Annotated in this window: 15 protein-coding genes; 3 read left to right on the top strand and 12 right to left on the bottom strand. The window is 36.3% G+C overall.

Translation table 11 applies throughout. The features are described from left to right. Positions 1-18: 18 nt before the first annotated feature. Entirely contained in the window at positions 19-3,669 is a 3,651-nt protein-coding gene (locus BGO88_RS16300; protein WP_286707597.1) for an ABC transporter permease/M1 family aminopeptidase, read from the bottom strand. Between the two features lies 1 nt (position 3,670). Then, a complete protein-coding gene (locus BGO88_RS16295; RefSeq protein ID WP_286707596.1) occupies positions 3,671-4,546 on the bottom strand; it encodes an ABC transporter ATP-binding protein in 876 nt (291 codons plus the stop codon). 168 nt (positions 4,547-4,714) lie between these two features. Here BGO88_RS16295 and thiL point away from each other — a divergent pair, with 168 nt between their 5' ends. Then, positions 4,715-5,761, top strand: coding sequence for a thiamine-phosphate kinase (gene thiL, locus BGO88_RS16290; protein WP_286707595.1), 1,047 nt, complete (start codon positions 4,715-4,717; stop codon positions 5,759-5,761). 296 nt (positions 5,762-6,057) lie between these two features. Here thiL and BGO88_RS16285 read toward each other — a convergent pair whose 3' ends face one another. From BGO88_RS16285 to BGO88_RS16255, 7 genes are all read right to left on the bottom strand, one after another. Further along, positions 6,058-6,249: a hypothetical protein gene (locus BGO88_RS16285; RefSeq protein ID WP_056067654.1), complete on the bottom strand. Its 192-nt coding sequence runs from the start codon at positions 6,247-6,249 to the stop codon at positions 6,058-6,060. Positions 6,250-6,778: 529 nt separating this feature from the next. Continuing rightward, on the bottom strand, positions 6,779-7,447 hold the full coding sequence (locus BGO88_RS16280; protein ID WP_056067651.1) for a response regulator: 669 nt from the start codon (positions 7,445-7,447) through the stop codon (positions 6,779-6,781). Between the two features lie 13 nt (positions 7,448-7,460). Then, the gene (locus tag BGO88_RS16275; RefSeq protein WP_286707594.1) at positions 7,461-9,500 is read right to left on the bottom strand and encodes an ATP-binding protein; all 2,040 of its coding nucleotides are present in this window, start codon (positions 9,498-9,500) and stop codon (positions 7,461-7,463) included. A gap of 138 nt (positions 9,501-9,638) precedes the next feature. Beyond that, positions 9,639-9,902 (bottom strand): hypothetical protein, encoded by a 264-nt coding sequence (locus tag BGO88_RS16270; RefSeq protein ID WP_286707593.1) that lies wholly within the window; start codon positions 9,900-9,902, stop codon positions 9,639-9,641. A gap of 307 nt (positions 9,903-10,209) precedes the next feature. Then, positions 10,210-11,019 (bottom strand): LytR/AlgR family response regulator transcription factor, encoded by an 810-nt coding sequence (locus BGO88_RS16265; protein ID WP_286707592.1) that lies wholly within the window; start codon positions 11,017-11,019, stop codon positions 10,210-10,212. Between the two features lie 411 nt (positions 11,020-11,430). Continuing rightward, entirely contained in the window at positions 11,431-12,972 is a 1,542-nt protein-coding gene (locus tag BGO88_RS16260; RefSeq protein WP_286707591.1) for a glycine--tRNA ligase, read from the bottom strand. A 63-nt stretch (positions 12,973-13,035) separates the two neighbouring features. Beyond that, positions 13,036-13,899, bottom strand: coding sequence for a DUF8428 domain-containing protein (locus BGO88_RS16255; RefSeq protein WP_286707590.1), 864 nt, complete (start codon positions 13,897-13,899; stop codon positions 13,036-13,038). A 249-nt stretch (positions 13,900-14,148) separates the two neighbouring features. Here BGO88_RS16255 and BGO88_RS16250 point away from each other — a divergent pair, with 249 nt between their 5' ends. Both BGO88_RS16250 and BGO88_RS16245 read left to right on the top strand, forming a co-directional pair. Next, a complete protein-coding gene (locus BGO88_RS16250; RefSeq protein ID WP_286707589.1) occupies positions 14,149-14,832 on the top strand; it encodes a ComF family protein in 684 nt (227 codons plus the stop codon). A 68-nt stretch (positions 14,833-14,900) separates the two neighbouring features. Further along, positions 14,901-16,499 (top strand): Ig-like domain-containing domain, encoded by a 1,599-nt coding sequence (locus BGO88_RS16245; protein WP_286707588.1) that lies wholly within the window; start codon positions 14,901-14,903, stop codon positions 16,497-16,499. A 2-nt stretch (positions 16,500-16,501) separates the two neighbouring features. On the opposite strand, the gene BGO88_RS16240 is transcribed toward BGO88_RS16245, so the two are convergent. The 3 genes from BGO88_RS16240 to BGO88_RS16230 form a co-directional block, all read right to left on the bottom strand. Then, entirely contained in the window at positions 16,502-17,263 is a 762-nt protein-coding gene (locus BGO88_RS16240) for a nitrilase family protein (protein WP_286707587.1), read from the bottom strand. A gap of 69 nt (positions 17,264-17,332) precedes the next feature. Then, a complete protein-coding gene (locus BGO88_RS16235) occupies positions 17,333-20,131 on the bottom strand; it encodes a GH92 family glycosyl hydrolase (protein ID WP_286707586.1) in 2,799 nt (932 codons plus the stop codon). Positions 20,132-20,265: 134 nt separating this feature from the next. Continuing rightward, positions 20,266-21,027 carry a succinate dehydrogenase/fumarate reductase iron-sulfur subunit gene (locus BGO88_RS16230; protein ID WP_286707585.1) on the bottom strand — a complete coding sequence of 254 codons (762 nt, stop codon included), beginning with the start codon at positions 21,025-21,027 and terminating at the stop codon, positions 20,266-20,268. Positions 21,028-21,035 lie beyond the last annotated feature (8 nt).

Here is a 21,035-nt window from a genome sequence, read left to right as displayed (position 1 = left end):
TATCAGGAAATATACTCTTTAGTTCTTTCTCCTGTTGTCGTTTGAATTGGTATCGATAAGCTTGTTGTATGGGTCAATTCCAACCTCAACAGGTTTTTCATCAACTATTATTACAAACTTATTGTCAATTTGGGTAATCTTATGTTTTTTGAGATAGAGTTCTTTTTCTTTGACTTTACCTTTTACGGTTTGTTCACCAAATACACCCACCTCTACATAATCATTTAAAGGATACGATTCTATTGCATGTTTGTCACCTTTACCTTTATACGTAAGTGTTTTGCCGCTTTCATCTTTAAAAGAACGTTTTCCTTTTTCATCTGAACGGTATTTGCTTACCAGCGCGTCAATCGTTACTTCATATTTGCCATTTGGCAGTTTTTTAGAAGAGAAATTCTTGATGCGGTTATCATAGAGCGTAATCGTTTCGAACATATCCTTAATCATGTATTTCAAGGAATCCGGAGTTGCCTCATTCAGATAGGAAACAAATTCTATCGAATTGGTATATGGCGCTTCCTGATAAGCTACTTTATCACGGTATTTTTTCAAGGCATTGTTCATATTCTTTTCACCTATGTAGTCGCTTAGGGCATATAAAACCAAAGAACCTTTGTTGTAATGAATATATTGCTGATTTTCATTGTACATCAACGGCTGTTCTTTTTTGCTCTCAAAAGTTCTTCCCATCAAATAACTGTCCAATGCATCCTTAAGGAACATCCTCATCTGTGATTTCCCATATTCATGCTCCAATACTTTCAGGGAACTGTATTCTGATAAACTTTCAGACATTAATGTTGCGCCCTGTACATTTGCCCCAATAACCTGGTGTGCCCACCATTGGTGCGCCATTTCATGCGAAGTAATTGAAAACGGATAATCAACCGCATTTTCATCTTCATCTTTAACATGGGCTATAAAACCAACTGCCTCAGAATATGGGATTGTATTGGCAAAAGACTGCGCAAAACCACCACCTGTTCTTGGAAACTCAATAATTCGTGCCTGTTTATGCTGATACGGACCAAAGTTTTCAGTATAATATTCCAATGATTTTTTAATTCCTTTTATCATTCGGTCTATATTGTATTCGTGACCTTTTTGATAATAGATTTCAATGTTGACATCTTTCCACTTGTCTTTTTTCACTTCATACCGCGCTGATTGGTAGGCATAGAAATTCAACATTTTTTGGTCCATCTTATAATGGAAATAGTTCCTGCCGTTTTCTTTCCATTGTTTTTCCAAATAACCCGGTGCAATAGCAATCTGGTCATCAGAAGTACTAACAGTAGTTTCGAAATTAACCCAGTCAGCATCATTAGAAATGTAAGTATTCTGCCTTGCTATACTGTCTGTTGGCTTAGCCATTCTTTCTTTTGGTTTCAGACCATATTTTGCTCTTGTTTCATCATCCCAAAGCTCTCCGCTTTCCGAATATCCGATAGACGGGAAATAGCTGTTATTGATGAACGTACCATTTTCTAAAACCGGAGAATGGCTCGTAATAAAAGTATTCGGCTTGTTGTACACCTCAAATTCCAATTTTATGGAATCACCAGGTGCCAAAGGTGTTTTCAACCTGTAAATGTTAAAATGAAAAAGTGTATCTTTTGAAACCAATTCTGTTTCCCTATTGAACCTGAACTTGCTTTCAAATCCGTTATAATTCAGGAATATTGAGTCAATGGTTTCTTTTGATTTGTTCTTCATGAAATAGTAGCCTTTTGCCTTAAAATCCCTGCTTTTTGGATAAATATCCATATTCACATTGATATCCGTGATTCTTGGCTGAGCATAATGCTCGTATTTCTTATATTTCTTTTCCCATTCTACTGCCTGTTTTTCATTTTCTTTCTGAGAATAATATGGATTTCTGACATTGTCTTCATAATAAATAGCACTTCCTATAGCCAGGAAACCTACCAATGCTACTATCATTGGGATTGCCAATTTTGGAGAAAAGCGTTTTCTGGCATTGACAAATCTTTCTTTGATTGACATCGGGATGCCACGCTTCCAAAACAACAGTGCAATACAAAACAAGACTATCCCCAATAGGTTCCAGTACAACTTATACAGATAATAGCTGTTTAGTGAATGCCCGTATCCGTTCATATCAGAATAAGCATAGCGTGTATCAGAATTAAATCTGAAAATATCCTGTTCAATTCCTATTTGTGATAAAAACTGTATTCCTATAGAAAGCAGCATCAGGATAAAAAAGCCTAACAGATAGTTTTTGAAAATTGTCTGTATGAATACGGCCATAAAAGCCCAGGCCATAAAATGGAATATTTTTATGCCATATAATTCAACCAGATAATGCCCTATTTCAAAATTATAATAACCATGATACGACTGGATCAGCACACCGGCAACCAAAATCAGGATTAGAAGCGCAATCTGCATTTTTACTATGGCTAAGAATTTTGAGAACAACAATACCCAGTTCGGGATTGGCGTTACATCTATCAAATGGCTCATTCTTGTTGTATCTGCCCTATGAATCAGTATTCCTGCAAACAAGAAGGTCAGTACGTTGATAAAAAGTGAAAAAGAGCCTCCTGAAATCTCCAACATTTGCCAGGTCACCGGATATGTGTCGGTTCCAAAAATGCTACCCGTAGAAATAGAAACCAGCAATAGGAAAAGAAGTCCTACAATAGAAATAACAATAAAGGCCCAGTTTTTCAGAATAAATTTAAAGTCTACATTTGAAAGGCTCCATGCTGTTTTTAAATTCTGCCAGTTTGAAAAATCAAATTTTACTACCGGAAGTTCGATTCTTGTTATTCCTCCGAAATTATTCTTGACAGCTCTTTCGCCCTTCTTGCTTTTTCCAATGGTCAGCGCTGTTTGGCTAAAGGAGAAATAATAATAAAGCAGTCCTAAAATAACGAGAGAAATTCCCATCCAGATAAGCCTGTTATAGATAATCACGCCTTCAAACGGCAACAGGTTTTCATTCTGCTCGGCAATCGTCCAGTATTTAGTATAATAGCTTGCCGCTTCCATTCCGAAAGGTTCCCATAAAGCCACCACATATCGATTATCAATATCGCTTGTAAAACTAGAAAGCATTATCTGCAACAGTAATATCAGAATAACCCCGATAAATCCCACAGAAATGTTTCGGGAAATGGTTACCAACGCAAAAATAAGAACTCCGAAAAAGAACAGGTTCGGAATAACATAAATCAGATAAATCTGCGCATAGGCTACCGGATTAAAAGGAAGCAACAAGTCATGATTTACCCACGGAAGCACTGATGCCGCAACAATACCCAGAATAATAGTCAGGGTGATAAGAATAACAACAAACAGGGAACTTAAAAATTTTCCGGCAATATAATCCAGTTTCGTAAACGGATAGGAAAACAATATCGTATGCATATTGAATCTGAAATCTCTATATACAGACGACCCAACGATGATAGGCAACAGGAAATAAATAAGGACATTCATTCCGTTGATAAAACCATTTAAGGCAGTAGGTGAATTGGCATAGGCATTAGAACTTCTGGCTGCAGTCAGGCTATCGAAGACACCAAAATTTATAGCTGCAAAAAGGAAAGAAATTCCAAAGAACAGCGCCGCGAATATATAAAACGAAGGGTTTCTGAACCATCGTTTTAGTTCAAAGTTAAATATCGTTGAAAACATATTATTGGTCTGATTTAAGTGCTACAAAATATACGTCTTCCAGTTGCGGTGCGGCTTCGACAAATGTTTCGTCCGGTTTTTCGTTGCTATACACTTTAATGTTCAGGGTATTATCCTGGTTGTATCTTGAAGAAATTACGTTAAAATCACGCTCATAAACATCCAGGTCTTCACGAACAATTACTTTTGTCCAGATTTGACCTTTCAATCTTTCTTCAGCCTGCTCCGGAGTGCCCTGTGCAAGGATTTTCCCTCCGTTCAAAATAGCCATTTCATGGCATAATTCTTTTACGTCGTCTACAATGTGTGTAGAAAAAATAACCGTATGGTTGGTTCCTATTTCTCTCAAAACATTCAGGAATCGGTGGCGCTCTGCCGGGTCCAAACCGGCCGTTGGCTCATCAACAATAATCAATTTAGGATTATTCAATAATAATTGCGCAATCCCGAAACGCTGTTTCATACCGCCGGAATAGCCACTTACTGATTTGTTTCTTTGTTCATAAAGATTGGTAACTTCCAAAACCTTTTTCACCAATTCTTTTCTTTCTGATTTTGAAGAAATTCCTTTCAATCTCGCAAAATAATCCAAAAGTTTTTCTGCGGACATGTTTGGATAAACACCAAATTCCTGAGGCAGATAGCCTAAAATTTTCCTTAAAGCAATATTATCTTCCAGCACATTAATGCCATCAAACTCGATAGTACCGGAATCTGGTTTTTGTAAAGTAGCAATGGTTCTCATTAAAGAAGATTTTCCTGCACCGTTTGGCCCTAAAAGACCAAACATTCCGGAACCTATCTCCAGATTTAAGCTATCTAAAGCCTTAACGCCATTTTTATACGTCTTACTTAAGTTGTTAATTTTAAGCTTCATAATTTGTAAATATTTTGGTTGATTATAATGGATTAGTGGAAAAACCCTCTTTTTTGTTACACATTTTTATAGTCTATTTTTAAAAATAAGCGTTTTTAACAAATAAACTTTGTGATTTACTGACAATTCCAAAGTTCGTACCTTTGTATTTCATATTACAGAACGAAAATGATTGAAGATAAAAACCAGCAACGTACCAGCTTGTCTGAATTAGGAGAATTCGGACTTATAAAACACCTGACAAAAAATTTCGAAATCAACCAACCTTCCACTTTCAAAGGAATTGGAGATGATGCGGCAGTTTTGGATTTCAAAGATAAAAAGGCGGTCATTTCAACCGATTTGCTTATTGAAGGCGTACATTTTGATTTGGCATATATGCCCTTAAAACATTTGGGATATAAATCTGTCGTAGTAAATTTATCCGACATTTATGCCATGAATGCCAAACCTACTCAAATTACGGTTTCGGTAGCTGTTTCAAACCGTTTTCCCTTGGAAGCCTTAGAGGAATTGTTTGACGGAATAGCCCTGGCGGCAAAAGAGTATAATGTTGATGTGATTGGCGGAGATACGACTTCTTCTCAAAAAGGACTGATCATCAGCATTACTGCAATAGGTGAAGCAGAGGGATCTGAATTGGTGTACCGAAATGGGGCCAAATCCAATGACCTTCTTGTCGTTACAGGCGATATTGGTTCCGCTTATATGGGATTACAGGTTTTAGAAAGAGAAAAACAGGTATTTCAGGTAAATCCGAACAACCAACCCGACTTGGACGCCTATACTTATATTATAGAACGACAGCTAAAACCGGAAGCTAGAAAAGACATCCGGACTTTGTTGCATGCTTTAGAAGTAAAACCAACTTCAATGATTGATATTTCTGACGGATTGTCTTCGGAAATTATCCATATCTGCAAGCAATCTGAAGTTGGATGCAACCTATATGAAGATAAACTGCCACTTGACCCGCAGTTAATCAATGTTTGTGAAGAGTTCAACATTGACAGTACTACAGTTGCCATCAATGGTGGCGAGGACTACGAACTTCTGTTTACGATTTCTATGGACGATTATGATAAGATTAAAGGAAATCCAAATTTTACTGTTATCGGGCATATGACTCCGGAAAGTGAAGGCATACATCTGGTGACGAGAGCCAATACAAAAATTCCATTAAAAGCTCGTGGCTGGAATGCCCTGAACGGCTAATCCTAAAAAAAGGCATAAAAAAAAGCGATGGTTGGGGATCATCGCTTTTTTTATTTTTCCAATTGGATAAGCAGTAGTGTTTTGTAGGTTTAAGCCAATTTGGGGGCTAACAAAAGGGTGGTATTACTTGGTTTTACTGCTTAAACGTTCTTGGGTTTTACTTTTAATCTCTTCAATGAAAAAACTTATACTTTATTACGTTGTAAAACTACATTAGTAATTCATTAGTTGTTTACGGTTTTCCCGCATTTGTTTTACGGTTTTCCCGTAAAACTAAAAAACTATAATTCAACGTATTAATCAATTTTCCTGTCGTTCAGCAAAAAATATTCATTGTTTTTCACTACTGTTATTTTTGGCTGTTTTGACGAATCTTTACTTTCACGCCTGGCTACATTCTGCCTGGAATTCTTTTTCACATTTGTTTCGCTTTTACAGCAAAGCAAAGCTGTTAAGGTGGCTATTATGATTATGCTCTTTATTTTCATTTAATTCTATCTGTTTATCAATGCTAAGTTATTCAACAGACACTTAGAGTGTTTGCGGTTTTCCCGCATTTGTTTTACGGTTTAGCCGTATTCAAAAAATCTAAGAGCATAAAAAAAGCGGCACTTTGGGGAGTTACCGCATTTTTATTTTTTGGAATCGCAAGCAGCCGATTGATTTTTGTAGGTTAAGTCAATTTTGGGGGCTGACAAAAGGGTAATATCATTAAATTTTTTACTGCTTACTTGCTTCCGGCTCTTTAAAAAAGACGTTTTTGATTACAGTGTAAAACTAGCCATTACAGCATCTAGTTGTTTGCGGTTTTCCCGCATTTGTTTTACGGTTTTCCCGTAATCCTTTTTGTTAACACAATAAAAAAGCTGCCTTGCGGGCAGCTTTTTTTGAAGAAACGAAATAAAAAAGGTACCCCCTAATTTATTCTAACTCAAAATTACATTGCTAAATTACAGCTATTTACTACAGGCTGTTTGCGGTTTTCCCGCATTTATTTTACGGTTTAACCGCATCTGTTTAGATGAATCCTCTGAGTCTGGCTTCATTGATAAGGTCTTCATCATTTCCGCCTTTAATTTTGAACAAATCTTTCAGGTTTAGTTTTCTTTTTTCGACAGCGCTCAAAGACAGCGGTGTATGCAAAGGAATATTCTTAGTCTTTACTCCTCTTGATAAATGGTAAAGTATCTGGCGATCGTACTCGTCAATCAGATTACTGTCGCTGGATTGCTGGCTTACAAACTTAACGACCGTCTGGCTGTAATAGTTTTCATTTTTCAGTATCTTATCAAAAGCGATGAGCAACTCATCAAAAGTCAGGTCATTTTTGATGATAAGACCATTAGGGTTGATGGTCTTTATGATGTTGTTAATCTTTAGCGACTCGGTGTGCATTGTCAGCAATATTACACGACAGGACGGCAAAACTGTTTTCATCAACTTGGCAAGGTCCTCACCCGAAAGTATATTCTTTTCCTGATAGGGAGGCATACTGATATCGAAAAACGCCACATCATACGGAACTATTGCCGGGTTGGTCAGGATTTCATATGCCGACTTACAGTCGTTTGCCTGTGTGATATTGAACTCAAATTCTGCCGGGTGGTAGCCGGCAATGGTATTCTTATACGCCTCAATAATAAACGGGTGATCGTCAACAATCAGAATGTTTAGTTTTTTTGCCATGGTGTTATGTGTGTTATTTTTGATTGGTTTCCAACGGAAATGCAACCGTTATAGTGGTTCCTTTACCTATTTTTGACTTAATATCAAAAGTAGCTTCACAGGCATTTGCCCTTGAGAGCATGTTCTGAAGTCCAATGCCTTTACTTTTTTTGCTTACTGAGAATCCTACTCCATCATCTGTCACAGTTAGTCTTAATGTTTTTTCCTGTTTTATGATTTCGATCCTGACATTTTCTGCCTGTGCATATTTATTAATATTAAGTAAGGCTTCCTGAAGGATTCTATATAAGTTAATCTTGATGTAGTTTTCAATCTTTTCCCATTCAATTTCCATATCCACCACAAAAGAAACTTTCGCCTGCGAAACTGTTTCCTGCTGTTCAATCAGATTGTTTACGATTCCTATAAAATTATTGTTTAGGGCGTGCTTTTCCCGGTTAAGATCGTGTGAGATTTCACGGATATCCTGCTCTATATTTTTAAGCTCAACCAGATAATTATTTCTACTAATAATGGCGTCTTCATCCTGTCTTTTATTCAAGCTATCCAGATTTAAACGGGCCCCAAATAATCTTCCTAAAATTCCATCATGAAGTTCCTGTGCAATTCTAATCTTTTCATTAGTTCTTCCTTCTTCTATTTTATTTTGCTGATAAAGCATCATATTATATATGTCTTCGTTGGCTTTTTGTTGTGCCTGCTTTAGCATCAACTCTTTGGTTTTGGAACGCTGATTTTTGATTACAAAAAGAAGGATTCCAATCATCACAACCAACCCAAAAAAGAAAAGAATGTTTCTGTTTTGTTCCGCTAGTTTGTCTTTTTGCAGAATAATTTCGTCTGTTTCATATTCTATTCTGGCGAATTTATCTTTAGATTTACGTTCGGCACTTTGAAGACTATCGTTTATTTTTATATATTCAGCCGAATATAAAGATGACTTTTTAGGGTCAATTGCCCCTAACTGCTTTAAAGATATCAGAATATCGCCATGCTTTTTTGTCTCCCTCGCAAGTTTCAGTGCTTCTTGGGCAAATTGCATAGCTTTTACAGTATCTTTTTTTTCGGCATAATATTCAGATAAGTGTAATTTATTAAAAATTACACCAGAATTAAGTTTTAAACTGTCACGTATTCTTAAAGATACATAAAACAAATCGGGTAATTCGGAATCATGTTTAAGTTTAAATTTGGAATATGCAATATTATCAATCAATGTTGCATATAATACTGGCTTATCATTAAAAAGGTTTTTATCTTTTAAGGCCTCTTCAAACTTTTTTATAGCTTCTAAATGTCTATTTTGATTTTGATAAACATTTCCTATATTATTCAAAGACGTTGCAGCAAGATGAAACTCATCATTTCCAGTATATTTATTTGCAAGATTCAAGGCTTTCTGATGATATTCTATTGATTTATCATAATCCTTTAATTCAAAAGAAATAAAACCTAATATATTATATGCATCATAAATTTTTGATTTTTCATCTGTATCTCTCAATACATTGAGAGCTTGAATTGCCGAAAGTTCACTCCCTGAATAATCCTTTTCTAAACTTCTAAGAATGGCAATATTAACATATATACCTCCTAAATTTATCTTATCATTTAGTTTTTTGTATAGTTTTTCAGCTTTTGTGTAGTAAGCAAAAGCGCTATCTTTTACAGAAGTATTAGTATAATAATCTCCTAAATAAGTATATGCTCTGGCTGCACTAATTGTATCTTTACCTTTTTTAGATTTTTCAACAAGAACCCTTGATACTTTTTGATACTCTTCAAGATTATTCATATTGAAAAATCTATTTGCAACCTTGAAAAGATTGAGTCTATTTAAAGAATCATTTTCTTGGTTAATCAAAATCGCATAAGCTTTCTTATTGTAATCAACCCTCTTTTCATAAGGCAAATTATCATCATTAGCTAGTTTTAAATAAACTGAAAGAGTATCAGACATGCTACTACTATCTTCAAAAAAAACATTTTTTTTCTTAGAGCATCCCAAAAGTAATAGACCAATAACGAAAAAGAGGAGATAGTATTTTTTCAATAGTCCAAAGTTTATTTCCAAAAGTAATAAATCTATTGACACAAAAAAATACTAATTGCCAATCAAAGACTAACAATATTTTTAAAAATAAAAAAGCCAATACTAGAAGTATTGGCCTTTATAAATTTATTTATTAAATTATTTGTCAAGTTTTTTATTTCCCGTAATTACTTGTCCACCTCCTGTATCACCCTGCGCTTCTAATACAGCTATATTTTGAGGTTTAGTTGTACCTCCAGTATCTGGATCCAGTTTTTTATTTCCTGTAATTACCTGTCCGCCTCCTGTATCTCCTCCAGTTTCTGAAACAATAATATTATTTTGTGTCTGATTTTCAGTTGTAGTAAAAGAAGTCAATACTACTAAAGAGAATAATCCGAATGTTACAATAGCTTTTTTCATGATGTTTTTCATTTGTGGTTTAATGAATTATGTGTAAGATTTGTTCTTGAAATTAGGGTCTGTGATGTTTGATTTTCACGATGTAAAAGTACTGTGCAACTGAGAGTTATCGTAGTATTTACGGACTTGTATTGCGGAATGACGTTATTTGTTAGTGAATGATACTATTTTGATAGTGGATGCATGGTTTTTGGAAGTTTTTTGATTTTTGTAATCAAAAAACAAGAAATACAGGCCTAATTCCCTAAAAACATTGGGAGTTGAGAATTAAAAAATGATAGAAACAGAAAAACTTTAGCTTGCCTTATTAAATTTCCAAATAGCCCGAACTGGAAATTACGGCTATAATTTGGTCGATGTTGCCTTTATAGGATTTAGAGAATGGCAGTTTTGTGGTAGTATTTTTAATATAGCAGACTGCATTTCCGGTGTGGATTCTTGAAATGTAGTTGATGTTGACAATATAACTATTATGAATCCTGTAAAACTGCGACGGAAGTACATTTTCAAAATGCTTTAAGGTCTTAAAGGCAGTTATCATCTCACCATTATTAAGATGAATGTCTGTAGAATTATTATCGGCCTGGAAATACTGAATGTCTTTCGCATCTATAAAGCGATAATCACCATACGACTTTATGCAGATTGTGAGCTGTTCCGGGTCTTTTTTAATCGGATGGTCATTATCTACAAAAAAAGGCTTCTGTTCTGGCTCCCGGGGAGAACTGACAGTAGTCGAAGGAGTTGACTTTTCAAACTTTAGTATTGTTTTCCGAAAATCATTCAACTCAAATGGAGCTACCAGATAATCAAAAACCTCATGCTTGATAGCTTCCAAAGCCTGGTTACCATTTTTTGCCGTAACAACTATTTTTGGTATGTCCTTGAGGTAACGATACAGCTCATTAATAAGCGAAAGTGAAAGCTTGCTGCTTTTGTCTTTTGGGTCTATTTCCAAAAAAACCAATTGGGGCTGATGTTCTAAAATACAGTTTAAGCCATCGTCATAGTTATTCGCAGATGCAGCCAAACGAAAGTTTTGAAATCCATCAGCAAGGCTCTGGATATTCAAAACATTCTCTTGATTATCGTTAATGATAACGTACGAATAACTCATCAATAGCTTGTAACAAAATTTGTTTTTGGTAGAGCAGCATATAACTGCTTATTTTGTCAGAGCATCGTGATTAAGTCCGTAAATAAATTTTAGACTTGCGGGAATAGTAGTTTTTGGGGCTATTTTAACTATTTTAATCGGCATTCCTTCCCATAAGGGAATCATTTTCATCATTTTATGACACAAAACATCCAACTAATTTAATTTATTTGGTGCAAAAATAGGATTGTTGTTAATACATTCTTAATTTTTGTTGATATAAAAAGTAAAAGGTGCGAAAAAAACTAAAAATCATTCCGTTTTAAGCGTATTTTCTATAAGGTCTGATTTATTATGTAAAATACAAATTCATGAAAATAAAAAGGCCTCCCCATTCAAGGTCAGCCTTTCTACAAATTTGATAGCTGCTTTTTATATTTTCTGAAGCCAGGTTCTCATCGAAACTTCTTTATTGATAATATCTTTCAATTCAGAAATTTTTACACGATCCTGCTTCATAGAGTCTCTATGACGAATGGTTACCGTCTTGTCTTCAAGTGATTGGTGGTCTACCGTAATACAGAATGGTGTTCCTAAGGCATCTTGCCTTCTGTAGCGTCTTCCAACAGCATCTTTCTCATCATAGGCTACATTGAAATCCCATTTCAGGTCTTCGATAATTTCCTGTGCCAATTCAGGAAGTCCGTCTTTTTTAACTAAAGGCAATACTGCTGCTTTGGTTGGTGCTAAAACAGCCGGTAATCTCAATACAGTTCTTACTGATCCGTCTTCCAACGTTTCTTCTTTTAACGAATTAGAGAATACCGCCAAAAACATCCTGTCAAGTCCTACTGAAGTTTCCACTACATAAGGAACATAATTTTGGTTGGTTTCGGGGTCAAAATATTGCAGTTTCCTTCCGGAATGTTCTTCATGTGCTTTTAAATCAAAGTCTGTCCTGGAGTGGATACCTTCCAGTTCTTTAAAGCCAAACGGAAAATTAAATTCGATATCAGCTGCGGCATTGGCATAATGTGCTAATTTTTCATGGTCATGGAATCTATAATTTTCTTTGCCAAGACCCAGAGACAGGTGCCAATTCAAACGTGTCGTTTTCCAGTATTCGTACCATTTCATTTCTTCACCCGGCTTCACAAAAAACTGCATTTCCATCTGTTCAAATTCTCTCATTCTGAAAATGAACTGTCTGGCAACAATTTCGTTTCGGAAAGCTTTTCCTGTTTGCGCAATTCCGAAAGGCACTTTCATCCTTCCCGATTTTTGCACATTTAAGAAGTTAACGAAAATTCCCTGGGCTGTCTCCGGACGTAAGTATAAATCCATTGCATTTTCTGCAGATGCACCCAACTTTGTCCCAAACATCAGGTTGAACTGCTTAACATCTGTCCAGTTTTTAGAACCGGTTTCAGGATCAGCAATTTCCAATTCTTCTATCAGCGCTTTTACGTCTGCCAGATTTTCTGTTTCAAGCGAACGGGCCATACGTTCAAGAATTTCTTTCTTCTTTGCCAAATATTCTACAACTCTGGCATTGGTAGTGATAAATTCCTGCTCGTTAAAAGCTTCACCAAAGCGGGCTCTGGCTTTTTCTATTTCTTTTTGTGCCTTCTGATTGATTTTTTCAGCATAATCTTCAATTAGAACATCAGCACGGTATCTTTTTTTGGAATCTTTATTATCGATCAACGGATCATTAAACGCATCAACGTGCCCTGAAGCTTTCCATGTGGTTGGATGCATCAAAATAGCCGCATCGATCCCTACAATGTTATCGTGCATCTGCACCATTGCTTTCCACCAATATTCGCGGATATTTTTCTTCAGTTCAACACCGTTTTGTGCATAATCATAAACTGCACTTAATCCATCGTAAATTTCGCTTGACGGAAAAATATATCCGTATTCTTTTGCATGCGAAACTATATTTTTAAATAAATCGTCTTGTTTTGCCATAGTGCAAAAATATAAAAAGAGAATGAAAATCGCGGTAAATGCTGTTTTTTTAAACCAGAAAGTTTAAAGAAGAAGAAGACTGGTATTTCCTATAAGATGGGCTCCGGAAAATATATTGACAATGTAATTCCCTTTTATGAGATTTTGTTTGTTAGCGTCAACAAAAACGCAAACGTCAACGTCACCTTTATCATAATTGACGCTGGTTTTGGCACTGTAAAAAAGTGTCTGGTTTTTAATCTCTATTGAGGCTTTGTTTTTACTTACTATATTGGCTTTGGGATTAATAATCTGGATGAAAATCTCTTTGATTCCTTTTTCAATTCCCATGCTGTCTTCAAGAGTGAAACATACTTTTATCTGCTCTGTGTTTTTTGTCTTTTTGGTTTCCAACACTTTTTCGGACACCGTCCTGGCACCAACAGCGCTCACATTCAAAGCCCTGAGCTTTCGTTTTTCTGCCTTCGTTTCTGAACTTGCCAAAATTTCAGATTCCAGTTGACTGATTTTGTTATGAAGCTTTTCGATTTCTTTTTTATTGCTTTCGAAATCCAGCTGTTTTAGCCTGAGGATATTATTGAGTGTTTCGAGCTGTGTGCTTTTGGTGTATTTCTCTTTTGTTAGTACCGAAATATTCTCTTTCAGCAGGCTAAAATTAGATTTGACCGAATCATCTGTCTGGACTGTTTTATTTTTCAGTTCTTCCAATTCTTTTGTCAATTGCTCATTTTGCTGTAGTGCCGCATCATAACGAATCAATATTTCACTAATCTCATTGTTATGCAGTTTCCTGTCAAGTTCTATTGTGTGGGCCAGATTATCTTTTTCGGTTTTTATGCTATATAATTTTACCGCAAGAGCAGTCACCGTCAAAATAGAAACAATGGCGGTTATATTTATTAAAGAAAATACTGGCTTAAAAGACATAGTTTTTTGAAAAATTTTGGTGAAATTAACCGAACGGCTGTTGTCCACAAAAAATAATCGACCAAAAGTGAATCCATCAGGTTGAACGAACGTTTTTTGAATTATCATTTTCTCCCAATTCTTAAATAAAACTTAAAACACAACGTATCAGAAACTTATAATTAATTCTGTTTTTAAATTTAAAAAACCACAAATGAATTTGTCAAAAAATTCCTTATTTTTAAGCTGTCCATTTACAAACCAAACAGCATGTTTAAAAGCCTATTCAATCTCTTTTTCCCACAAGTATGTCTTGGCTGCGGAACATTTATGCAGCTAAATGAAACTGTAATCTGTACTTCCTGTCGGCATGAACTGCCATTGACAAACCACCATTCTGAAACAGAAAACGAAATCATCAAAAAATTTTACGGCAGAATTCCCATTGAATTTGGAGCTGCAATGTTTTATTTTCACAAAAAAGGAATTGTTCAACAGCTCATCCATAATCTCAAATACCAGAACCATCAGGAAATTGGCACTATGTTGGGCAAATGGTATGGTGAAGAATTGAAAATTTTAGAAATCGTTAAAAACACAGATTTTATTATTCCGGTTCCTCTGCACAAGAAGCGGCTCAAGAAACGGGGTTATAATCAGGTTGAGAAATTTGGACTGGCATTATCATCCCTGCTCAAAGTTCCGTACAACGACTCAATATTATACCGGAACATCTACTCAGACACGCAAACCCAAAAAAGTTTTTTTGGCCGGACTACAATTAAAAAGGACCTGTTTGATGTTGTGTTTTCAGAAATCCATCAGGGCAAACACTTCTTACTGATTGACGATGTCATCACGAGCGGAACTACTATTGAAGCCTGTGCCAAAGCTTTACTCAAAATTCCGGATGCGAAAATCAGTATTGTGGCTATGGCCTATACGCATTCCTAAGAAATAATTTTGCAAAGATTTCGTCAGCTCTAAATATAATTGTTATTTTGTAGATAAATTATTTCCTGATGTTTAGAATCCGATTTGCGTTTTTATATATTATTTTGGCCTTGTCAGTAATAAGTTGTGCAAAAAGAGGCAGCATTACCGGCGGTTTAAAGGACACTCTTCCTCCTGTTATGCGTTCCAGCGTACCAAAAAATTTCAGCACCAATTTCAACGTACAGGAAATCAGGATTACTTTTGACGAATATGTTAAAATCAAGGATGTTAACAAGCAGCTGATTATTTCACCGCCAATGAAATATCCGCCAATAGTTTCGCCAACCAATGCCAGCAAATACATTTCCATAAAAATCAAGGATACGCTCCAGCCCAATACTACTTACAGCTTTAACTTTGGAAGCAGTATTCAGGATAATAACGAAGGTAATCCCTACCAGCAGTTCAAATATGTGTTTTCTACAGGAAATGCTATCGATTCGCTTTCCATATCAGGCTTTATAAAAGACGCTTATAGCAAAAACGTAGATAATTTTGTCTCAGTAATGCTATATGAGGTAAACGAGACTTTTACAGATTCGATTATTTATAAAGAAAATCCAAGATATGTGACAAACACACTGGACAGCCTTAAAACATTTAAGCTCGAAAATCTAAAAGAAGGTAAATATTTGTTGGTTGCCCTGAAAGACCAGAACAACAATTTCAAATTTAACCCAAATACGGATAAGATTGCTTTCCATAAAGAATTTGTGACTATTCCAAACGACACTTTGTATGAAATGGAATTGTTTAAAGAAATCCTTCCTTTTAAGGCCACTAAACCTTATCAGGCTTCTGGCAATAAAATTGTCGTTCCTTATGTAGGAGATGGTAAAAACGCCGCTGTTACCTTAAAAAACAACACTGAAAATCTTCCGGTAAAAGTTACTAAATTTCCTAAAAAAGACTCGCTGCAAGTGTGGTTTAATCCTGTAAAAACAGATTCACTGCTTCTTAAAATTGACAAGGAAAAATTTAGCAAAGAGTTTACTGTAAAAATAAAAAATCAGAAGAAGGACACGCTTAGCTTCCAGGCTTCGCAGACCAGCACACTGCATTTCCGCGACCGTTTCACCATTACTTCCAGTATGCCATTGGCTACTATTGACAAATCTAAAATTACCTTAGTAAATAAAGACACGATAGCCGTTCCATTTACTACAGAATATGATGATTTTAACCAGGAAGTAAAAATTGACTTCGAAAAACAACCCTTGGAAACCTATAGGATTACTGCCCTTCCGGGTGCCTTTATTGATTATATGCAACAGGCGAATGACACCTTATCTTACCGCCTGAAGACCCAGAATATTTCCGAATATGGGAATCTCCGTATACGACTGCAAAATGTCAAACAATATCCTGTTATTGTTGAAATCACCAATTCCAAAGGCGACCTCATTGCTTCAGAGTATTCCGAAGGGAATGATGTTATTGATTTTATGGCACTACAGCCGAATCTTTTTACGCTTCGGGTAATCTATGATGAAAACAAAAACAAGATTTGGGACACTGGTAATTATCTGGAAAAACGACAGGCAGAAGAAGTCGTTTATTATCCAACAGCAATAGATGTCAGGGCCAATTGGGATGTAGACCAAACGGTCAATCTTAGCAATTGACGTTACAGTATTTCAAACGAATCTCTGTCATCCAAAAAGGCTAATTTCTGCCTGACTTCGAGCATTTGATTTTTATCGAAATCCACGATAAAAACACCTTCTGATTCCTGAGGTTTAAGTACCGGATTCCCTAAAAAATCCAGCGCTTGTGTATGGCCAATATATTCATGGTTGCTTTCGTCCCATCCTACTCTGTTAACTCCAACGGTATAGCACATATTTTCAACTGAACGGGCTTTGAGTAAAATGTCCCAGGCATTTACGCGAGGTTTTGGCCAGTTTGCAACATAGATAAGCAAATCATAGTTTTCTGTGTTTCTTGAAAAAACCGGAAATCGCAGGTCATAACAAATCAGCGGACATATTTTCCAGCCTTTATATTCCACTATTAATTTTTGCTGACCGGAAGTGTAGATTTTTTGCTCTCCGGCCAAAGAAAAGAGATGTCTTTTATCGTAGTATTGCACTTCTCCTGACGGAAAGACAAAAACGAGCCTGTTGTAATAATTGCCGTTTTCTACAATGATAAGGCTTCCTGTTATGGCTGTATTTTTATTTTTTGCCAAATCCTTTAACCATAAAAGGGTTTCGCCCTGCATTGTTTCGGCAACATTCCGAGGATTCATTGTAAAACCTGTCGTAAACATTTCAGGAAGAACAATCAAATCTGCTTCCTTGATGGAATTGATTTTTTCTTCGATATAATCCCTATTGGATTTTGGATTTTCCCAAATTAACGGTATTTGAATTAGGGCTGTTTTCATCTTTTTTATCAGCCATCCTGACCCTGCCAGGGTTTGAACCCTGGCAGGGTCAGGATGGTCGTAATTGGTTTATTTGATTGTTATTTCATCTATAAAAATAAAAGCATCGCCTCCAAAACCCTGGTGCCATTCGGGAAGCTTTCCGTACTTGTAAGCTTTAATTTTTACGTATCTGGCCTTAGTTTCAGGAATACTGCTTTCAAAAGCAGCAATCTGAACTTCGGTGTTTTTGGCGTCGAGTTTGTTTTCGATAGTTTTAACCAGCTTGAAATTATGGTTGTCTTCAGAAGTATAAAATTCAACTTTGGTTGGCATCAATATCCATGCTCTGGAATCCTGCAGGAATCGTGCAGAAAGCGAAGTCACTTTTTTGCTGTTTTTTAAGTCGATTATGGCTTCAAAATCCTGTCCCTGATAGCCTTGCCAATCTCCTTTTCGCCAGTTTTCGTTTCCAAAGATGCCATCAATCAAACCGCTGTCTCCTCCGGCATGATACTGCGGATTGTATTGCGATTGGATCGTTATTGTATAATCATTTGGTTTTTTGATAAAGTTAGCGGTTACTATACTGCTGTTTTTTCCATTTCTTTCAGCATATGCCTTAATTGCAGTTGTTTCAGTAACCTCTAATGGCTTTGTGTACTTATTCCATATTGGTTTACCAGAACGCGGTTTTGAAGGGTCTTCTATCATCCAATAAAGGACATCGTTTGGGTTTTGTGAAACGATTTCTATTTTCATTTTATCCTTGAATGACTTACTGTCTGCTTCGATTACGGGAACCGGAGTAATTTCAGGAAAAATTTCTTTTTGAGCTTTTGCCATTATTTCTTTCAAATAGCCTTTGTGTGCTTTTTTTGTGATAGTCAATACCTCATTATTTTCAAAATGAATTTTAACAGTGTCAAAATAAGGCTCAGTAAATGTCCATTCGGCATTTCCCGGTGTTACGGCATACATTCCCATTGAACTCAACACATACCAGGCACTCATTTGCCCGCAGTCTTCATTTCCTATCAATCCGTCTGGTGTATTCTTATAAAACTCATCAAGAATATAACGAACCTTTTCTTTCGTTTTTTCCGGCTTTCCAATAAAATTATACAGATAGGCCATGTGATGGCTCGGTTCATTTCCGTGTGCATATTGACCAATTAATCCGGTAACGTCAACCTGCTCACGTCCTGTCGTCTTGCTTTCGCTATTGAACATTTCATCCAGTTTGGCTTCAAATTTTTCTTTCCCGCCGTAAGCCTCAATCATTCCCGGAATATCCTGCAAAACAAAAAAAGAATACTGCCAGGAATTACCTTCAGTAAAATTATTATTTACCTCTCTCGGGTCAAAAGGTTTATCCCAACCTCCATTTTTCTTTGGACGCATAAATCCTGTTTTCCAGTCAAAAATGTTTTTCCAGTTTTGTGAGCGTTTTATAAAATACTGATAGTCTTCCTGCCTGTTGAGTATTTTGGCCATTTGTGCAATACACCAGTCATCATAAGCATATTCCACAGTTTTGGAAATACTTTCATGTTCATCATCAATACTGATAAAACCGTTTTTTTTATAGGCATCCAGTCCTAAATGGTCCAACATAGCAGAGTGTTTTGCCGCCTCAAATGCTTTTTCATAATCGAAGCCCTTTATTCCTTTAGCCATGGCATCTGCAATTACCGAAACAGAATGATAGCCAATCATACAATCTGTTTCATTAGAAGCCAGTTCCCAAACCGGTAATCTGCCACCTTGTTCGTATTGTTTCAAAAACGTATTGATAAAATCAGCCGTTCGTTTTTTATCGATTAGAGTATATAAAGGATGTGCAGCACGGAACGTGTCCCAAAGCGAAAAAACAGAATAGTAATCAAATCCTTTTGCAGTGTGTATCTGATTGTCACGACCTCTGTATTTTCCATCTAAATCCTGTGCTATATTGGGCTGCATCATCGTATGGTATAATGCCGTATAGAATATTGCCATTTTGTTTTTATCTGATGAGGACACTTCAATTTTAGACAGTTCCTTATTCCACAATTTTTCGGCTTCTGTTCTTACTTTTTTGAAATCCCAGTGGTGTATTTCAGACATATTAAGTTTCGCTCCTTCATAAGAAGTTGGCGAAAGTGATACTTTTACAAGCAATTTTTCTCCCTTTTTAACTTGTTTGGAGAAACTTATCGCTAAAAGGCTGCCTGCAAAAAACCGGTCTGTTACTTTTGCCGGTGCGAAAGCATTATTATTGACCTTCGTAATAACCATTGGCTGATTGAATTCTATTCTCGAAAACACATATTGGTCACGGGCCCAGGCTTCACTCCTTCTTAAAACTTCAATAGTTTTATTGTCAATAATTCTTACCTCTCCCATAATTAAATGGTCGCGGTGGTTCAGGTCCAGAATAATATTTGCCTGACCGGAATTATTAAACGTATATTCATGAAATCCGACTCTTGTAGAAGCCGTCAGCGCTACATCAATATCATCATCATCAAGTTTTACGGCATAGAAACCAGCTGCTGCCTTTTCATTGGAATGCGAAAATTTTGAAGAATAAATTTTATTGTCTAAAGATGGCTCTCCCATTGTAGGCATTAGCATAATATCACCAAAATCCGAAACTCCGGTACCATTCAGGTGCGTATGCGAGAAACCGTAAATTACATTATCAGAATAATGATAACCTGAACATCCGTCCCAACTTCCATCTATTCTGGTATCAGGAGAGAGCTGTACCATCCCGAAAGGCACTGTAGCTCCCGGAAAAGTGTGTCCGTGCCCTCCGGTTCCAATCATAGGATTGACGTATTGCTGGTAATTTTGGGCGAATGATAGTGTAGAAATTAATAACAGGAAAGAGAAATATTTCATTGTGTTTGTTTTGTCTTCCAAATATAAGAATATTTCGACAAAGGAATTCTTAACCGGATTTATCTCCCGATTAAAAAGCCATAAAAAAAAGGCGCATTTAAAAATGCGCCTTTACTATTTATACTTACAGATTATTATTTCAAGCTTGCTGCCAAATATTCCCTGTTCATTCTTGCGATGTTCTCCAAAGAAATTCCTTTTGGACATTCTACTTCGCAAGCACCTGTATTGGTACAGTTTCCGAATCCTTCCTCATCCATTTGGCGAACCATGTTCAAAACACGCTGCGTAGCTTCTACCTTCCCTTGCGGTAACAGAGCATACTGTGATACTTTTGCACCAACAAAAAGCATAGCAGAACCGTTTTTACAGGTAGCTACACAGGCACCGCATCCAATACAAGCAGCTGCTTCAAAAGCACGGTCTGCATCATGTTTAGGTACTGGCGTTGAATTGGCATCAATAGTGTTTCCTGAAGTATTTACAGAAACGAAACCTCCTGCCTGTTGGATTCTGTCAAATGCACTTCGGTCAACAACCAAATCTTTGATTACCGGAAAAGCCTTACTTCTCCATGGTTCCACATAAATTGTATCGTTGTTCTTGAACATACGCATGTGCAACTGGCAAGTCGTAATTCCTGTATCAGGACCGTGAGCCCTACCATTGATAAACAGTGAGCACATACCACAGATTCCTTCGCGGCAATCATGGTCAAAAGCTACAGGTTCCTGTCTTTCCGAAACCAATTGTTCGTTCAATTGGTCAAGCATCTCAAGAAAAGAGCTGTCAGTTGAAACATTATCTAATTTATAGGTCTCGATTTTCCCTTTTTCTTTGGCATTTTTCTGACGCCAAATTTTAAGGTTTATGTTTATAAATTTTGATGAAGCCATAGTAGTGA

The sequence above is a fragment of the Flavobacterium sp. 38-13 genome (assembly GCF_001899155.1).
GTDB classification, from domain to species: domain Bacteria; phylum Bacteroidota; class Bacteroidia; order Flavobacteriales; family Flavobacteriaceae; genus Flavobacterium; species Flavobacterium lindanitolerans.
The sequence above is the reverse complement of the archived record's forward strand: the minus strand, read 5'-3'. Positions and strand labels throughout refer to the sequence as shown.